The organism is Neisseria sp. P0017.S009 (assembly GCF_051957375.1).
Taxonomy (GTDB): Bacteria; Pseudomonadota; Gammaproteobacteria; order Burkholderiales; family Neisseriaceae; genus Neisseria; species Neisseria perflava.
Genome location: NZ_JBQCWL010000001.1, coordinates 253815 through 269912 on the forward strand (window position 1 = coordinate 253815; position 16098 = coordinate 269912).

Consider the following 16098-nt stretch of genomic DNA (forward strand, 5'->3'; position numbering starts at 1 on the left):
CAGAGGCCGTCTGAAGCGTTTCAGACGGCCTTTTCAAAATACGCTTATCGGTTACAAAGCCACATCGTAGCCGCCATCTTCTACGGCATCAATCAGCGCATCGGTATCTGTCTTGCTTTCATCAAAAGTAATCACTGCATTTTTGTTTTCCAAGCTGACTTCTGCTTTTTCCACGCCTTCTACGCCTTCCAAAAGACGGGTTACGCTTTTCACGCAGCCGCCACAGGTCATGCCATCGATGTTGAGGGTAACAGTTTGCATTTGTATTTCCTTTCATTCACACAAATCAAATATGGTTGCCAAATACTTTACTCCTTACACAAACAGCTTGCAAATTCTTCATTAAGGCCGTCTGAAAAATGCAGATAGGTGTACAATAACGCCTTTTGCTTCATCAAACGGACATAATAATGACTTCAACATTCAAACAATGGGTTAGCGTATGCGCTCTGGCGGTGGGGGCGTTTATTTTCAATACCACCGAATACATTCCGATTGCGCTTTTGAGCGATATTGGCCAAAGCTTCAAAATGCAGGCAACGGAAGTAGGCATGATGATCACGGTGTATGCGTGGATTGTGGCGTTGCTGTCTCTGCCGCTAATGCTGATGACGAAAAACATCGAACGGCGCAAATTATTGCTGGCGTTGTTTGCATTATTCGTCGTATTCCACGCGCTGTCGTTCTTTTCTTGGAACTTCAACATCCTCTTGATCAGCCGTATTGGTATTGCGCTGACACACGCTGTCTTTTGGTCGATTACGGCTTCTTTGGCGGTACGGCTTGCACCCACCGGCAAAACCAATCAGGCTTTGGGCCTGCTCAGTACGGGTACGGTTTTGGCGATGGTGTTGGGTATTCCGCTGGGGCGCGTGGTCGGGCAATACTTCGGCTGGCAGCTCAGCTTCCTGCTGATCGGCGTCTGTGCTGCCGGCGTAATGCTGGTGTTGGCTAAAAACCTGCCTGCTTTACCTAGCCAAAATACCGGCTCTTTAAGCAGCCTGCCGAGTCTGTTCAAACGCCGCAACCTGATGTTGCTTTATGCCATGACGGTGTTGATTATTACGGCACACTTCACGGCATACAGCTATATCGAGCCTTTTGTGTTGCAAGTTGGCGGATTTAAGGCAGAACAAGTTACCATCGTTTTGAGCCTGTACGGTTTGGCAGGCTTTGCCGCTTCTTACTTGTTTGGTAAATGGTTTGCCAAATCGCAACGCCTGTTTATGCTCGGCGCAGTGGCGGTCATCCTACTCTCCGCCCTTCTGCTTCTGCCGTTTGCCTCTTTCCCTTATGCGGTGTATGCGCTGGTGTTTATTTGGGGCGTGGCCATCGTCATCGTCAGCTTGGGCATGGTGTCGAAAGTCTTGGCATTTGCCTCGGATGCAACAGATGTGGCCAACTCGATTTATTCAGGTTTGTACAATGTCGGTATCGGCGGCGGTGCGCTTTTGGGGCATTATGTAACCGTCTGGTTCGGCCTTTCCAATATCGGCATTGCAGGCGCGCTCTTAGCTGCGACAGGTTTTGCCGTTTGCGGTTTGTTGTTTAAGGAACAAGACAATCTGACGCAAAACGTTTAAATCCATATAAATCAGGATGGTATTACTGACCCGGCCGTAATTTTGGCAGTTTTACCGATTTGTCCTGATGCTTATTAACCCACGATGGGTCTTCATTCCGCCGGATAAGCAGTTTTCTTGCTGCTTATCCGGTTTTCATTTCATTTTTAAAAAATAATTTACAATTTGTTTACACTACATCAAATTACAAATATACTGTCGCCTATTAGGCCGTCTGAACGTTCGGCTGAAAAGAAAAACCAATCATGTTTCAGAGGAATACATCATGGACTTAAACGCCAAGGATAAGACTCAGCATCCTGAGAACGTCGAGCTTCTCAGTGCGCAGAAGCCGATTACCGACTTTAAAGGACTGCTGACGACCATTATCTCTGCTGTTGTCTGCTTCGGCATTTATTACATCCTTCCCTACAGCCCCGATGCCAACAAAGGTATCGCGCTGTTGATTTTTGTTGCGGCACTTTGGTTTACCGAAGCCGTACACATTACCGTTACCGCGTTGATGATCCCTATCCTTGCCGTTGTACTCGGCTTCCCGGATATGGACATCAAAAAAGCGATGGCCGGTTTCTCCGACCCGACGATTCACATCTTCTTCGGCGGCTTCGCGCTTGCAACCGCCCTGCACATGCAGCGTCTCGACCGTAAAATCGCCGTCAGCCTGTTGCGCCTGTCCCGCGGCAATATGAAAGTTGCCGTGTTGATGCTGTTTGCCGTTACCGCCTTCCTGTCTATGTGGATCAGTAACACTGCGACTGCCGCGATGATGCTGCCTTTGGCAATGGGTATGATGAGCCACCTCGACCAAGAAAAAGAACGCAAAACCTATGTTTTCGTCCTGCTCGGTATCGCCTACTGCGCCAGTATCGGCGGCTTGGGTACCGTGGTCGGTTCTCCGCCGAACATGATTGCCGCCAAAGCGCTGAACTTGGACTTCGTCGGCTGGATGAAACTCGGCCTGCCGATGATGCTGTTGATTCTGCCGCTGATGCTGTTCTCCATGTACGTCATCCTCAAACCTAATTTGAATGAGCGCGTGGAAGTTAAAGCTGAATCTATCCCTTGGACTTTGCACCGCGTTATCGCGCTGTTGATTTTCTTGGCCGCAGCCATCGCTTGGGTATTCAGCTCCAAAATCAAAGCCGCATTCGGTATTTCCAACCCTGATACCGTTATTGCCCTGATTGCCGCCGTTGCCGTCGTCGTATTCGGCGTGGCGCAATGGAAAGAAGTTGCCCGCAATACCGACTGGGGTGTATTGATGCTCTTCGGTGGCGGTATCAGCTTGAGCGCGTTGCTGCAATCTTCCGGCGCATCTGAAGCATTGGGTCAGCAAGTTGCTTCCACGTTCTCCCACTCTCCTGCATTGCTGGTGATTTTCGTGGTTGCCACTTTCATCATCTTCCTTACCGAGTTCACCAGTAACACGGCTTCCGCCGCCCTGCTTGTGCCTATTTTCGCCAGCATTGCCGCGCAAATGGGTCTGCCGGAACAAGTCTTGGTATTCGTCATCGGTGTCGGCGCATCTTGTGCCTTCATGTTGCCGGTTGCCACACCGCCTAACGCGATTGTGTTCGGTACAGGCTTAATCAAACAACGCGAAATGATGAATGTCGGCTTATTGCTGAACATCCTCTGCGTGGTATTGGTTGCTCTGTGGGCTTATGCTGTACTGATGTAAACCATCGACCTAAACAACAAGGCCGTCTGAAAGAATATTTTTCAGACGGCCTTGAAGTTTGTCATTCAGACACAATTTAACGAATGATTAAAACCGGATTCTAACGAAAGGAAACCCATGATTATCCTGCACACCAACAAAGGCGACATCAAAATCGAACTCGATTTCGACAAAGCCCCCGTTACTGCTAAAAACTTCGAGCAATACGTTAAAGATGGCTTCTACGACGGCGTAATCTTCCACCGCGTCATCAAAGGCTTTATGATTCAAGGCGGCGGCATGGATGAAAACATGAACGAAAAAGAAACCCGCGATCCGATTCAAAACGAAGCGTCCAACGGTTTACCTAACGAAAAATACACCATCGCCATGGCGCGTACTTCCGATCCGCACTCTGCCAGCGCGCAATTCTTCATCAACACTGCCGACAACGCTTTCCTGAACTTCCGTTCTAAAGAGTTGTACGGCAAAACTGTCGTCCAAGACTGGGGCTATGCCGTATTCGGTAAAGTCGTTGACGGTTTTGACGTTGTCGATGCCATCGAAGGCGTTTCTACCAAACGTCACGGCTACCACGACGACGTACCGAGCGAACCTGTCATCATCACTAAAGCCGAAGTGGTTTAATCGATTTGATTTCCCATAAAAACAGCCTGTCCGAATTGCAAACGGACAGGCTGTTTTTCAATAATGACACATACCGTCACACATCATAAGTACCGACCACGCATGCCGAATCCAAAACATGGCCTTGCATGGCAAAATGCAGCTCATTAAAGCGGAAACCGCGCGGCAAATCCAAAACGGTATCCAGCGCGTACACAATCAGTTCATAACGATGACGGTTGTTCGGTGGTGCCATACCGCCGTAAAATGAGGCCTCTTCGATTTCAAATTTACCCAACGCGCTCGCCCAAGTGTTCGCGCCCTGTGTGAAATCTGTTGCAGAAATACTTTCATTTTCTGCCACGGAAGTGCGTTTCAAATCCGAAATCAACCAATGCGTCCATACGAAACCCGATGCTGAAATGGCATCTTTGTCTTCCAACACCACAGCAAACGATTTTGTTCCTTCAGGTGCATCTTTGATCTCAAAAGGAATCGAATAAGAAGGCATACCGCTCGGGCTGAACTGGCTGCCGCGCTTGCCGTATTTGTCTTCAAATTCGCCGTTAACAATAGCTTTACTGCTGACTTTCATCTTACATCTCCCAATAGTAGGTTGGCTCATTCTAACAAACACCAAGGCCATCTGAAAGATACTGCCGTTTTCACTTTCCCGATGTCGCATTTTCAGACGGCCTCAAGCAATATTCACAATTCGATCAAACACATTTGACATTCCATAGTATAATCCGCCGCATGAAAACTACACAGGATTCGCATTATGGATTGGAAAGGTCGTGAACAAAGCCAAAACGTCGAAGATCGCCGCGGAAGCAGTGGCGGCGATGGCGGCAAAACACCGGGCATACTCGGCATTATCGTGGTTTTGGTCGGCGCATATTACGGCGTGGATTTGAGCGGTTTGGTTGGCGGCTCATCTTCGATGGGCATTCCTACCCAGCAAGCTTCCCGACTCGACAGCCAACAAGAAGCCGAGTTGAACGAACTGTCCCGCGTCGTCCTTGCCGATACGGAAAAAGCATGGAGCAAATATTTCCAACAACACGGCCAACGCTATACACCGGCAACCATGGTGTTGTATGAAGGCGGCACGTCCACCGCCTGCGGTACGGGCCAATCTGCCATGGGTCCGTTTTACTGCCCGGGCGACCAAAAAGTTTATTTGGATTTGAGTTTCTACGAAGACATGCGCACCAAACTCAAATCTGCCAGCGATGCTGCGTTTGCCTACGTTATTGCCCATGAAGTCGGCCATCACGTTCAAAACCTGCTCGGCATTCTGCCTAAAGTCCACAAAATGCAACAGCAAGTCGGCAAGAAAGAGGCCAATGCCCTTTCCGTCAAACTCGAATTGCAGGCCGACTGTTTCGCCGGTATTTGGGGACACTACGCCGTCAACAACAACATCTTCAAAGCCGAAGACATTCAAAAAGCCATGCTTGCTGCCGAATCCGTCGGTGATGACCGCTTGCAGAAACAGGCTCAGGGCTATGTCGTTCCCGACAGCTTTACTCATGGCTCGTCCGAAGAACGCATGACTTGGCTCAAGCGCGGTTTGGAAAGCGGCGACATCAACCAGTGCAACACTTTCAACAATTGATTCGTCCAAGCAACACTGTTCTTTGATGTAACGACAAAAGGCCGTCTGAATTCTTCAGACGGCCTTTTAGCCGTGTTAGAATAACGCCTATTATTTTCCCTTAAATTCAAAGGAAATCCACATGGCAAATATCGCCCGCGACATTTTCAAAGCCTACGACATCCGGGGCATCGTCGGTAAAACTCTGACTGACGAAGCTGCCTACTTAATCGGCAAAGCCATTGCCACCAAAGCCTCCGAAAAAGGCATTACCCGCATCGCACTCGGCCGCGATGGCCGTTTGAGCGGCCCCGGCCTGATGGCACAAATTCAACGCGGTTTTACAGACAGCGGCATCGATGTCCTCAACGTCGGCATGGTTGCCACTCCTATGCTTTACTTCGCAGCCATCAACGAATGCGGCGGCAGCGGCGTGATGATTACCGGCAGCCACAATCCGCCCGATTACAACGGTTTCAAAATGATGCTCGGCGGCGACACGCTCGCAGGCGAAGCCATTCAAGAACTTTTAGCTATTGTTGAGAAAGACGGTTTTGTTGCCGCCGACAAACAAGGCAGCGTAACCGAAAAAGACATCTCCGGCGAATACCACAACAACATCGTCGGCCACATCAAAATCAAACGCCCGATGAAAATCGTGATTGACGCGGGCAACGGTGTCGGCGGCGCATTTGCAGGCAAACTCTACAAAGGTTTGGGCAACGAAGTGACCGAACTTTTCTGCGAAGTGGACGGCAATTTCCCTAATCACCACCCTGATCCGTCCAAACCGAAAAACCTGCAAGACCTCATCGTCGAGCTCAAAAACGGCAATGCTGAAATCGGCTTGGCATTTGACGGCGATGCCGACCGCTTGGGCGTGGTCACCAAAGACGGCAACATCATCTATCCAGACCGCCAACTGATGCTTTTCGCGCAAGACGTGTTGAGCCGCAATCCTAAAGCCAAAGTGATTTTCGACGTCAAATCCACCCGCCTGCTCGCACCTTGGATTAAAGAACACGGCGGCGATCCTGTGATGGAAAAAACCGGCCACAGCTTCATCAAATCCACCATGAAAAAAACCGGCGCACTGGTTGCCGGCGAAATGAGCGGTCACGTTTTCTTTAAAGAACGCTGGTTCGGCTTCGATGACGGTATGTATGCCGGCGCACGCCTCTTGGAAATCCTGTCTGCCTTCGACAATCCGTCCGAAGTGTTGAACAAGCTACCGCAAAGCATTTCTACTCCGGAACTCAACATCGACCTGCCGGAAGGCAGCAACGGGCACAAAGTGATTGAAGAGCTGGCTGCCAATGCCAAGTTTGAAGGTGCGACCGAAATCATCACCATCGACGGCTTGCGCGTTGAATTCCCTGACGGCTTCGGCCTGATGCGTGCTTCCAATACCACGCCGATTTTGGTATTGCGTTTTGAAGCGGATACGCAAGAAGCGATTGAGCGTATTCAAAACCAATTCAAAGCAGTCATTGAAAGCAATCCTGCATTGAAATGGCCGCTGTAAGGGTTTAGGCTAAAACAAAAGGCCGTCTGAAAATCATTTCAGACGGCCTTTAATATTCAATATTGCTATTTCAAAGTTTGAAAAAACAAGAATATCCCGGCTTAGTTATCCGACTTGCGCCAACTGTTGACGCATTTCATCGATAACGGCTTTGTAATCCGGTTTGCCAAAAATTGCCGAACCGGCGACAAACGTATCCGCACCCGCCGCCGCAATTTCAGCAATATTGTCTGTCTTCACGCCGCCATCGACTTCCAATGCGATATGGCGGCCGCTTTGCCGTTCATACTCGTCCAACATCTCGCGCACTTTGCGGATTTTCACCAGCGTATTCGGGATAAAGCTTTGCCCGCCAAAGCCCGGGTTGACCGACATCAGCAACACCATATCCAGTTTGTCCAAAACGTTTTCCAGAATATTAACCGGCGTAGCAGGATTCAATACCAAGCCTGCCTGACAGCCGTATTCTTTAATCAAACCCAAGCTGCGGTCGACATGGCGGCTGGCTTCGGGATGAAAGGTAATGATATTGGCACCGGATTTGGCAAACGCATGAATCAAATCGTCCACCGGCTCAACCATCAAATGCACATCGACCGGCACGGTTGCATACGGTTTCAAAGCCGCACAAACCATAGGGCCGAAAGTCAGATTCGGCACATAATGATTGTCCATCACGTCAAAATGAATCAAATCCGCACCCGCGCGGATAACTTCGGCAACCTCTTCGCCCAAACGGGCAAAATCGGCAGACAAAATACTGGGTGCAATACGGTAGTCGGTCATGTTTATTCTCCTAAAGTGTGTTCCTTTGTCATTATCGCATTTTTAACCCTATGTTGTATGCCGCCGACAACGTCTCTGCCGTCATTTTTGTGAATTTACATTTCATATACATTAATGAAACTTATAATCACATAGTAAGGCTTTGAAAATAAATTATTAGATTACATACACATTCAAAAAAATCTAACATCATTAACAAAAGTTAACTGCATTGATACTGCCTTTCACACGCTTATCGGTTATATTTCCAAACCTGATGAAACATTAGGAAAACACCGTGTCTGTTGCACTTTCCCGCTATCCGACTTTTATTTTCTTAGCACTCGCCCTACTCTGTTCCAGTCTGCCTACACATGCCGGTCCATTTCTGGCCACTTTAGACGACTTCCACCCGAATTGTGACATCCGACAGCTCAATTTATCCGCCGACCAACACGCCGCCCTGCGCCGCCTGCGTACCGACTTCAAACAAATCAACGATAAAGCCTACCGTAAAACCGTACGCTCCGACCGCAACCGCCGTCAAACCATCATCAAAATCCTCTCCGGCGACTCATTCGACTCAAACGCCGCCCGCGATTATGTTGAAAACCGCTACCTCTCCAGCATGGACTATGCAGTGGATGAAATGGAAATCCAATACCGCCTCTATCATCTGCTCAATCCGCGCCAGCGACAGCAATGGTTGTCTTCATGCTTGCGCTGATGGATAAATAAAAATACAAAAAGGCCGTCTGAAACCATACTCAGACGGCCTTTGCTTTTTTCAGCCTTAATCCAGCACTCTTTCTTCCGGCAACCGACCTGCCCAGTCGCAGGCAAACTGCCATGCCGAGCGGCCTGAACGGCTGCCGCGCATTTGCGCCCATTGCAACGCGGCGTGGCGCGCCGTATCGTCAAAAGGCACATTAAAATCGTCCAACCAGTTGGCTACGGCGGTCAAATAATCGTTTTGGTCGAAAGGATAAAAACTCAGCCACAAACCGAAGCGGTCGGAAAGGGAGATTTTCTCCTCAACAGCCTCTTTCTGATGAATTTCGCCACGAGTGCCCGTAGTACCGCCGTTTTCATCCATGTATTCGGGAATTAAATGACGGCGGTTGGAAGTGGCATAAACCAAAACATTGGTGCAACGTTGCGACAGTCCGCCGTCTAAAGCAGTTTTCAAGGCTTTATAGGTTTCATCGCCGGTTTCAAACGACAAATCATCGCAGAAAACGATAAACTTCTCGGGACGTTCGGACAACAGCGTCAACAAAGCCGGCAAGCTGATCAAATCACTTTTATCCACTTCAATCAGTCGCAGGCCGTGCTCGGCGTATTCGTGCAACAACGCTTTAACCAAGGAAGATTTGCCCGTACCGCGCGCGCCGGTCATCAAGACATTATTTGCAGGACGGCCTGCCAAAAATTGCTCGGTATTGCGTTTCAGCCTGTCGGTTTGCGAACCGACTGCCGCCAATCTGCTTAAAGGAAACGTATGCGGACGCGGCAGGCTTTCCAAAATGCCTTTTTTGCCAACGCTGTGCCAACGGTAGGCCAAAGCGCTCCAGTCGGTTTTACCGGTTTCATCAGGCAGGATTAAATCCAGACGGTTTAAAACGGAATTAGCTTTTTTCAAAAAATTGGATAATTTCATTTCGGCTTTCTTTTTTTCAGACGGCCTTTTGTGCCAATACTCGCATCACGGTATCGACAACGGCTTGGGTTTGCGGATCGATTTCAATATTGATGAGATCGCCTTCTTTGCGGCTGCCAAACAGGGTACGCTCCAAAGTCTCCGGAATCAGGTGTACGCAAAATTCGCTGTCGCTGACTTCGCCTATGGTCAGGCTGCAACCGTCCAAACCGACAAAGCCTTTGGTCAGGATGTAGGGCTTGAGGTTTTCCGGCAGCTCAAACCAAACTGTACGGTTGAACTCGCTTAATTCAATTCGGGAAATTCGGGTAACTGCCATCACATGGCCGCTCATCACATGGCCGCCGATTTCATCGCCAAACCGCGCCGCGCGTTCCAAATTGACACTGTCGCCGACTTTCAAGCTGCCGAGATTGGTTTTGCGTAAGGTTTCGTCCATCAAATCAAAGCTGACTTTGTTGCCGTCGATTCGGGTAATGGTCAGGCAGCAGCCATTGTTGGCGACAGAGGCGCCGGTTTGCAGATTGTCGGCGATTTCGGGGGGCAGCTCGACAGTGTGGGTACGAAAGTCGGGCGAAGGTTGGGCGATGTCTGTAATTTTGCCCATGCCTTGTACGATGCCTGTAAACATGATGTCTTCTTTCCGATGGTACGATAAGGCGGATATTGTAGCATTTTCCAGGCACAAAGGCCGTCTGAAAGCGGTGATGCGATGGTTTGGGGTATAATCGGATTTTTATTTCCGCAGCCCGATCATGCTCAGCTACCGCCACGCCTTCCATGCCGGCAACCATGCCGATATGCTCAAGCACTTTACCCTCTTCCTCGTCCTCGAATATTTCAACCGCAAAGACAAGCCCTATTGGTATATCGATACGCACAGCGGTGCCGGTTTGTATGATTTGAGCGGTGATGAAGCGCAAAAAGTCGGCGAATACAAACAAGGCATTGCGCTCTTGGAACAAGCTGACAAGCTGCCTGCCGAATTGGCCGAATTTGTAGGCCGTCTGAAACAAATACTGCCGCAAGACAACCTTTACTGCGGCTCGCCTTGGCTGGCACAGGCGCTCACGCGCGACAGCGACAAAATGCGCCTCTTTGAGCTACACCCTGCCGATTTTGTCCATTTGCAAAACAATATGCGCGAAGTCCGTCCGCCGCGCAAAGTACAAGTCAGCCAAGCGGACGGTTATCAAGGTTTGATTTCACTCTTGCCTCCTCCGCCGCGCCGCGCCGCCGTCTTGATTGATCCGCCCTACGAAGAAAAACAAGACTACCGCCGTGTCGTCCAAGTTTTGAAAGATGCTTTGAAACGCTTTGAAACCGGCTGCTACATGGTTTGGTATCCCTGCTTGAGCCGTGAAGAAAGCCGCAAACTGCCGGACGAACTCAAAAAAATCGCTCCCAACAATTATCTGCACGCCGAGCTTCATGTCCATACACCGCGCAGCGACGGCTTCGGTATGCACGGCAGCGGCATGTTCGTCATCAATCCGCCCTATATGCTTGCCGAACAGTTGCAAAACAATCTGCCCGAACTTACCAAAATTTTGGCGCAAGATGCAGGCGCGCATTATGTATTGGAAAGCAAAACGAAATAAACGCTGCCGTCTGAACGTATATCCAAGCGCTTCGATTTTGCCGCTATACCCGTTCAGACGGCCTTAACCCTTTATACTTAAGCCTTTTTCCACTACAATTCACAACATAACAATTAACGGCCGTCCACTCATGAATATACGCACACCCCTAGCCTGCACGCTCCTGCTTTACGCGTGCAGCGAATCAGCAAAAAACGAATTTAAAGAAGAATTTACCCAAAGTTTCCGCACCGAATTTGTCCGCTCGGCAACCGAAGCCTGCGTGGAAAAAGCCTCCGGAAAAAGCCCGTTTGATTCCGTGACCACTGAAAAAATCTGCCGCTGTATCGGCGAAAAAACAGTCGACCAAATCAATCCTGAAGAAGCGACCTCACTTTTGGGCGGCAGCGACTCCATGAGCGACGAGCTGAAAAAACGCATCAAAGACACCAGCATCGCCTGCACTAAAGAAGTTTTAGGCATGGCCGAGAGCAAAACCAAATGAACACGCCGTTTTCAGACGGCCTGAAATTGAAAAATACCCGATTCAAACTTAGGAAAAGAGTGAAACCATGAAGACACTGAACCAATTCTTAGCCCAACACCTGCCCGAACACAAACTGCCGCAAGAGCTGGCCAGCGTATTGGAATCCGTGGCCGCAGCCTGTTTGGACATCAACGCCAAAGTCCGCCTCGGCGCGCTTTCCGGCGTTTTGGGCATGGCAGGTACCGGCAACATCCAAGGCGAAGACCAAAAGAAACTTGACGTCATTGCCAACAACATCATGATTGATGTTTTAAAAGCCAATGCCAACATCGCAGGCCTCGCCAGCGAAGAAGAAGACACCTATGTCGCCACACACGAAAACGGCGGCTATTTGGTATTGTTTGACCCATTGGACGGCTCTTCCAATATCGACGTCAACATCTCCGTCGGCACCATCTTCTCCATTTTGGCGAAACCTGAAGGCGAATTGACTACCGAATCCTTCCTGCAAAAAGGCCGCAACCAAGTAGCCGCAGGTTATGTTTTATACGGTCCGCAAACCCAACTGGTACTGACTGTCGGTCATGGCGTGTTCGTCTTCACTCTGGACGATGCCAACCAATTCCTGCTGACCAAAGAAAATCCGCGCGTTCCCGAATCCACTAAAGAATTCGCCATTAATATGTCCAACCAAAGACATTGGTTCGCCCCTGTTCAACAATACATTGACGAATTGCTGGCAGGCGAAACCGGCGTACGCGGCAAAAACTACAATATGCGCTGGGTAGCCAGCATGGTTGCCGAAATCCACCGCATCCTGATGCGCGGCGGCGTATTCATGTATCCGCAAGACAAACGCGACCCATCCAAACCGGGCAAACTGCGCCTGATGTACGAAGCCAACCCGATGAGCCTGCTTATGGAACAAGCCGGCGGCGCATCAAACGATGCCATCGAAGCCATGCTCGACATCCAACCTACCGGCCTGCACCAACGTGTTGCCGTATTCATGGGCAGTCGCGAAGAAGTGGAATACGTTTATAATCTGCATCAAAAATAATCATATGTATTGATTTCAAACCCAAAAAGGCCGTCTGAAATATGATTTTCAGACGGCCTTTTGTTAAAAAATAAAAGAAACAAAAAATCAAAAGGGCAGATTCAAATCTACCCTTTGCTGTTTTCCATCTAATCTTTATAGGATTACGCCGAACGAGCCAGCTCTTCCGCCGCTTTTTGCACCCTATCCGGTGTCAGCTTGTTCAAACAATCCGTGTGCCCCAACGGACATTCGCGTTTGAAACAAGGCGAGCAATCCAAATTCAAGCTGACGATTTTTGCCTTTTGGCTTAAAGGCGGCGTATGGTCAGGGCTGGAGGAGCCGTAAACCGCAACCAATTTCCGATCAAGCGCGGCCGCAAGGTGCATCAGACCACTGTCGTTGCACACGACCGTATCAGCGCAAGACAACAAATCAATTGCCTCTGGAAGATTGGTTTTACCGCAAAGATTGGTGCATAGTCCGTCTGAAAGTCGGTTAATTTCATCTGCAATATCGAAATCTTTTTGCGAACCAAACAGCCAAACCTGCCAACCCTCGGCCAAATAGCGGCGGCCGAGTTCGGCAAAATGACGCGCAGGCCAACGCTTGGCCGGGCCATATTCTGCACCGGGACAAAATGCCAAAATCGGCTTATCCGTCGTCAAACCATGTTTTTCTAAAGCGGCTTGACGGCTTTTAGGATCAATCGTGAAACAGGGATTATCGGAATGGCCGTTAAAATCCGCTTGGGTCGGGTGCGCCAGCGCAGTATAGCGGTCGACCATCAACGGCAACGCGGCCTTATCCAACTTGCGGATATCGTTCAACAAAAAATAGCGCGACTCGCCAACATAGCCCGTACGCTGCTTAATGCCCGCAGCCAAGGCAATAATGGCGGATTTGAGCGAACCGGGCAAAACAATTACTTGATCATAGCCTTCTTTTCCCAATTCACGTCCGATACGCCAGCGTTTTTTTAATTCCAACGCACCATGTCCAAACGGGTTTTCCATCACACGGTTGATTTCAGGCATACGCTCAAATACGGCCATCGACCATTTGGGCGCAAAAGCATCAATAGTGCAGCCGGGATGCAGCTCATGCAAACGGCGATAAAGCGGTTGGGTCATGACGCAGTCCCCAATCCAGCTTGGGGTAATAATCAGGATTTTTTTGGACATAATGGAATGTGTTTTTAATTTTGGCTTATTGTAATACGATTTTTAAAAGGCCGTCTGAAACTCGGTTTAATCGCCTAGATCAGAACGTACTGGTTGATACATATTATTTCAACAGATGCACTCTGGCTCGAGCGCGTGAAGCGTTTGTCTTCCCAATTATTCGGCAAATACCACACCCCAAATACTAAGCATAACGGCAGCAAGCAATATTTGCTTCATTTTTAAAACCTTATAAAAACAGAAAGGCCGTCTGAAATATTTTCAGACGACCTTTTTATACTCGTTTAACGATGGTAGTTAGGCGCTTCTTTGGTGATTTGTACGTCGTGAACGTGAGATTCGCTCATACCGGCAGAAGTGATTTCCACAAATTCTGCTTTCTCGTGCATTTCAGCAATATTGGCGCAACCCAAATAACCCATGCTGGAGCGCAGGCCGCCGGTCAGCTGGTGGATGATGTTCACGATCGGACCTTTGTAAGGAACGCGGCCTTCGATGCCTTCAGGAACATATTTGTCTGTGCTGTCGGTTTTGTCTTGGAAGTAGCGGTCGGCAGAGCCTTGGCTCATCGCACCCAACGAACCCATGCCGCGGTAAGACTTGTAAGAGCGGCCTTGGTAAAGTTCGATTTCACCCGGAGCTTCTTCCGTACCGGCAAACATACCGCCCAGCATGACGCTGTATGCACCTGCTGCCAGAGCTTTGGCAATATCGCCGGAGAAGCGGATACCTCCGTCAGCAATCAGGGGAACGCCTGTACCTTTCAGGGCTTCGGAAACATTGTGAATCGCAGTCAGTTGAGGCACGCCCACGCCGGCCACGATACGGGTCGTACAAATCGAGCCCGGGCCGATACCGACTTTAACGGCATCCGCACCGGCAGCGACTAAATCCAAAGCAGCTTTAGCAGTCGCGATGTTGCCGCCGATGACTTGGATGTGTGGGTAGGTTTCTTTTACCCAGCGCACGCGATCGATAACGCCTTGGCTATGACCGTGGGCAGTATCAACCACAATCACGTCCACGCCTGCTTCTACCAATGCTTTGACGCGCTCTTCGGTATCGCCGCCGGTACCCACCGCGGCACCGACGCGCAGGCGGCCTTCGGCATCTTTGTTGGCATTAGGGAATTCGGTTGTTTTCAGAATATCTTTAACTGTAATCAGACCTTTGAGTTCGTCTTGGTCATTTAACACCAAAACGCGCTCAACTTTGTGCGCATGCATGATTTCGCGGGCTTCATCGATGCTGGTACCTTCAGGAACGGTAACCAAACGGTCACGGGGAGTCATGATAGCAGAAACCGGCAGATCGACACGGTTTTCAAAACGCAGGTCGCGGTTGGTCACGATACCGACCACTTTGCCGTTTTCAACAACAGGCAGACCGGACATTTTGCGTTTGCGTTGTGCGCGCATTTCCAAGACTTCGCGGATCAATGCGGTCGGCGCAACGGTAACGGGATCTTTCACCACACCGCTCTCATGGCGCTTCACTTTGGAAACGGCACGCGCTTGCAACTCCGGCGTCATGTTTTTATGGATAATGCCGATGCCGCCTTCTTGAGCCATAGAGATGGCCAGACGCGCTTCGGTAACGGTATCCATTGCAGCAGAAAGTAGAGGGAGGTTGAGCGTGATATCGCGGGTGAGTTTGGTTTGAAGTTTGACATCTCGAGGCAGCACGTTTGAGTGCGCTGGAACCAACAAAACGTCGTCGAAAGTATAGGCTTTTTCTACAATACGCATGATGCTCGGTCTTTCAGTTTGTGCAAGATGCACGGCATTATATCACACCGGCTTGATGCTAACATTGGCAATACACGTTTTAACGTTATTTTTTTACATGATTTGATTTGGCGTACAAAAATATGCCAACGCATTGCAGTTTCAAGTAAAATAAGCCGCATGAGAACATCATTTACATAAGGGAAACCCATGAAATCTTCCGTACTCAAAACCTGTCTGATAGCAGCCCTTCTCTCTTCCGCCGCCCTGACCGGCGCGGCCGAGGTTTACACTTGGAAAGGCACATCGGGCAACAGCTATTCCGATACGCCAAACCGTCTGCAACCGAAGCGTTCCGGCGTGGTCAACATCCGCACGCACAACGTCAAACCTGCCGTTGCGCCTGCTGTTGCGGCATCTGAGCCGGTTGCCGAGCAGCCCAACGAACAGGTTGCGGAACAAAACAAACAAATCGAAGAGCGCAATAAAAAAATCGAAGAGCAAAACCGCCAAAACAAGCTGGAAAACTGCAAAATCGCCAAAATCAACCGTCAAGTCGCCGAAAGCGCACGCTTGACCAATCGCGACAGCCTGATTAAGCAATACCAAAACGACGTCAATAAATACTGCAATTAAGCTCTCGGATAACAATATCAAAAAG

The 16098-nt window shown here is 49.6% G+C and carries 17 protein-coding genes; 10 read left to right on the forward strand and 7 right to left on the reverse strand.

The genetic code is table 11. The features are described from left to right. Positions 1 to 51 precede the first annotated feature (51 nt). A complete protein-coding gene (locus tag ACTHTG_RS01325; protein WP_004519826.1) occupies positions 52 to 261 on the reverse strand; it encodes a heavy-metal-associated domain-containing protein in 210 nt (69 codons plus the stop codon). 149 nt (positions 262 to 410) lie between these two features. Between ACTHTG_RS01325 and ACTHTG_RS01330 the strand changes: the two genes are divergently transcribed. The 3 genes from ACTHTG_RS01330 (at position 411) to ACTHTG_RS01340 (ending at position 3891) form a co-directional block, all read left to right on the forward strand. After that, the gene (locus ACTHTG_RS01330; RefSeq protein WP_070504804.1) at positions 411 to 1583 is read left to right on the forward strand and encodes a sugar transporter; all 1173 of its coding nucleotides are present in this window, start codon (positions 411 to 413) and stop codon (positions 1581 to 1583) included. Between the two features lie 265 nt (positions 1584 to 1848). After that, positions 1849 to 3264: an SLC13 family permease gene (locus ACTHTG_RS01335; RefSeq protein ID WP_440360488.1), complete on the forward strand. Its 1416-nt coding sequence runs from the start codon at positions 1849 to 1851 to the stop codon at positions 3262 to 3264. A gap of 117 nt (positions 3265 to 3381) precedes the next feature. Further along, on the forward strand, positions 3382 to 3891 hold the full coding sequence (locus ACTHTG_RS01340; RefSeq protein ID WP_004519830.1) for a peptidylprolyl isomerase: 510 nt from the start codon (positions 3382 to 3384) through the stop codon (positions 3889 to 3891). A gap of 76 nt (positions 3892 to 3967) precedes the next feature. Here the strand turns inward: ACTHTG_RS01340 and ACTHTG_RS01345 are convergent, their stop codons facing one another. After that, entirely contained in the window at positions 3968 to 4465 is a 498-nt protein-coding gene (locus ACTHTG_RS01345) for a YbhB/YbcL family Raf kinase inhibitor-like protein (protein WP_039862157.1), read from the reverse strand. 186 nt (positions 4466 to 4651) lie between these two features. Between ACTHTG_RS01345 and ypfJ the strand changes: the two genes are divergently transcribed. Both ypfJ and ACTHTG_RS01355 read left to right on the forward strand, forming a co-directional pair. Continuing rightward, positions 4652 to 5491: a KPN_02809 family neutral zinc metallopeptidase gene (gene ypfJ, locus ACTHTG_RS01350; protein WP_440360489.1), complete on the forward strand. Its 840-nt coding sequence runs from the start codon at positions 4652 to 4654 to the stop codon at positions 5489 to 5491. A gap of 121 nt (positions 5492 to 5612) precedes the next feature. Continuing rightward, positions 5613 to 6995, forward strand: coding sequence for a phosphomannomutase/phosphoglucomutase (locus ACTHTG_RS01355; protein WP_070625399.1), 1383 nt, complete (start codon positions 5613 to 5615; stop codon positions 6993 to 6995). A gap of 105 nt (positions 6996 to 7100) precedes the next feature. Here the strand turns inward: ACTHTG_RS01355 and rpe are convergent, their stop codons facing one another. Further along, on the reverse strand, positions 7101 to 7781 hold the full coding sequence (gene rpe, locus ACTHTG_RS01360; protein WP_070625401.1) for a ribulose-phosphate 3-epimerase: 681 nt from the start codon (positions 7779 to 7781) through the stop codon (positions 7101 to 7103). Between the two features lie 277 nt (positions 7782 to 8058). On the opposite strand from rpe, the gene ACTHTG_RS01365 reads away from it, so the two are divergent. Continuing rightward, a complete protein-coding gene (locus ACTHTG_RS01365) occupies positions 8059 to 8487 on the forward strand; it encodes a Spy/CpxP family protein refolding chaperone (protein ID WP_049333360.1) in 429 nt (142 codons plus the stop codon). A 66-nt stretch (positions 8488 to 8553) separates the two neighbouring features. Here the strand turns inward: ACTHTG_RS01365 and ACTHTG_RS01370 are convergent, their stop codons facing one another. Then, positions 8554 to 9420, reverse strand: coding sequence for an ATP-binding protein (locus tag ACTHTG_RS01370; RefSeq protein ID WP_308538313.1), 867 nt, complete (start codon positions 9418 to 9420; stop codon positions 8554 to 8556). A gap of 16 nt (positions 9421 to 9436) precedes the next feature. Beyond that, positions 9437 to 10051, reverse strand: a complete 615-nt coding sequence (locus ACTHTG_RS01375; protein ID WP_308538312.1) for a riboflavin synthase subunit alpha — start codon at positions 10049 to 10051, stop codon at positions 9437 to 9439. A gap of 124 nt (positions 10052 to 10175) precedes the next feature. Here ACTHTG_RS01375 and ACTHTG_RS01380 point away from each other — a divergent pair, with 124 nt between their 5' ends. The 3 genes from ACTHTG_RS01380 to ACTHTG_RS01390 all read left to right on the forward strand — a co-directional run bounded on the left by ACTHTG_RS01380 (position 10176) and on the right by ACTHTG_RS01390 (position 12547). Next, entirely contained in the window at positions 10176 to 11021 is an 846-nt protein-coding gene (locus tag ACTHTG_RS01380) for a 23S rRNA (adenine(2030)-N(6))-methyltransferase RlmJ (RefSeq protein WP_308538311.1), read from the forward strand. Between the two features lie 130 nt (positions 11022 to 11151). Continuing rightward, on the forward strand, positions 11152 to 11505 hold the full coding sequence (locus tag ACTHTG_RS01385) for a hypothetical protein (protein ID WP_440360490.1): 354 nt from the start codon (positions 11152 to 11154) through the stop codon (positions 11503 to 11505). Between the two features lie 67 nt (positions 11506 to 11572). Then, on the forward strand, positions 11573 to 12547 hold the full coding sequence (locus tag ACTHTG_RS01390) for a class 1 fructose-bisphosphatase (protein WP_308538309.1): 975 nt from the start codon (positions 11573 to 11575) through the stop codon (positions 12545 to 12547). A gap of 143 nt (positions 12548 to 12690) precedes the next feature. Here the strand turns inward: ACTHTG_RS01390 and waaF are convergent, their stop codons facing one another. Then, positions 12691 to 13710, reverse strand: a complete 1020-nt coding sequence (gene waaF, locus ACTHTG_RS01395; RefSeq protein ID WP_308538308.1) for a lipopolysaccharide heptosyltransferase II — start codon at positions 13708 to 13710, stop codon at positions 12691 to 12693. 284 nt (positions 13711 to 13994) lie between these two features. Further along, positions 13995 to 15458, reverse strand: a complete 1464-nt coding sequence (guaB, locus tag ACTHTG_RS01400; RefSeq protein ID WP_003678893.1) for an IMP dehydrogenase — start codon at positions 15456 to 15458, stop codon at positions 13995 to 13997. 189 nt (positions 15459 to 15647) lie between these two features. On the opposite strand from guaB, the gene ACTHTG_RS01405 reads away from it, so the two are divergent. After that, on the forward strand, positions 15648 to 16073 hold the full coding sequence (locus ACTHTG_RS01405; protein ID WP_049336541.1) for a DUF4124 domain-containing protein: 426 nt from the start codon (positions 15648 to 15650) through the stop codon (positions 16071 to 16073). Positions 16074 to 16098: the final 25 nt, after the last annotated feature.

Coding starts and splice junctions, on each gene's coding strand:
- ACTHTG_RS01325 (WP_004519826.1), bottom strand. CDS start 261: ATGCAAACTGTTACCCTCAACATCGATGGCATGACCTGTGGCGGCTGC.
- ACTHTG_RS01330 (WP_070504804.1), top strand. CDS start 411: ATGACTTCAACATTCAAACAATGGGTTAGCGTATGCGCTCTGGCGGTG.
- rpe (WP_070625401.1), bottom strand. CDS start 7,781: ATGACCGACTACCGTATTGCACCCAGTATTTTGTCTGCCGATTTTGCC.
- ACTHTG_RS01335 (WP_440360488.1), top strand. CDS start 1,849: ATGGACTTAAACGCCAAGGATAAGACTCAGCATCCTGAGAACGTCGAG.
- ACTHTG_RS01385 (WP_440360490.1), top strand. CDS start 11,152: ATGAATATACGCACACCCCTAGCCTGCACGCTCCTGCTTTACGCGTGC.
- ACTHTG_RS01355 (WP_070625399.1), top strand. CDS start 5,613: ATGGCAAATATCGCCCGCGACATTTTCAAAGCCTACGACATCCGGGGC.
- guaB (WP_003678893.1), bottom strand. CDS start 15,458: ATGCGTATTGTAGAAAAAGCCTATACTTTCGACGACGTTTTGTTGGTT.
- waaF (WP_308538308.1), bottom strand. CDS start 13,710: ATGTCCAAAAAAATCCTGATTATTACCCCAAGCTGGATTGGGGACTGC.
- ACTHTG_RS01375 (WP_308538312.1), bottom strand. CDS start 10,051: ATGTTTACAGGCATCGTACAAGGCATGGGCAAAATTACAGACATCGCC.
- ACTHTG_RS01370 (WP_308538313.1), bottom strand. CDS start 9,420: ATGAAATTATCCAATTTTTTGAAAAAAGCTAATTCCGTTTTAAACCGT.
- ACTHTG_RS01345 (WP_039862157.1), bottom strand. CDS start 4,465: ATGAAAGTCAGCAGTAAAGCTATTGTTAACGGCGAATTTGAAGACAAA.
- ACTHTG_RS01340 (WP_004519830.1), top strand. CDS start 3,382: ATGATTATCCTGCACACCAACAAAGGCGACATCAAAATCGAACTCGAT.
- ACTHTG_RS01405 (WP_049336541.1), top strand. CDS start 15,648: ATGAAATCTTCCGTACTCAAAACCTGTCTGATAGCAGCCCTTCTCTCT.
- ACTHTG_RS01380 (WP_308538311.1), top strand. CDS start 10,176: ATGCTCAGCTACCGCCACGCCTTCCATGCCGGCAACCATGCCGATATG.
- ACTHTG_RS01390 (WP_308538309.1), top strand. CDS start 11,573: ATGAAGACACTGAACCAATTCTTAGCCCAACACCTGCCCGAACACAAA.
- ypfJ (WP_440360489.1), top strand. CDS start 4,652: ATGGATTGGAAAGGTCGTGAACAAAGCCAAAACGTCGAAGATCGCCGC.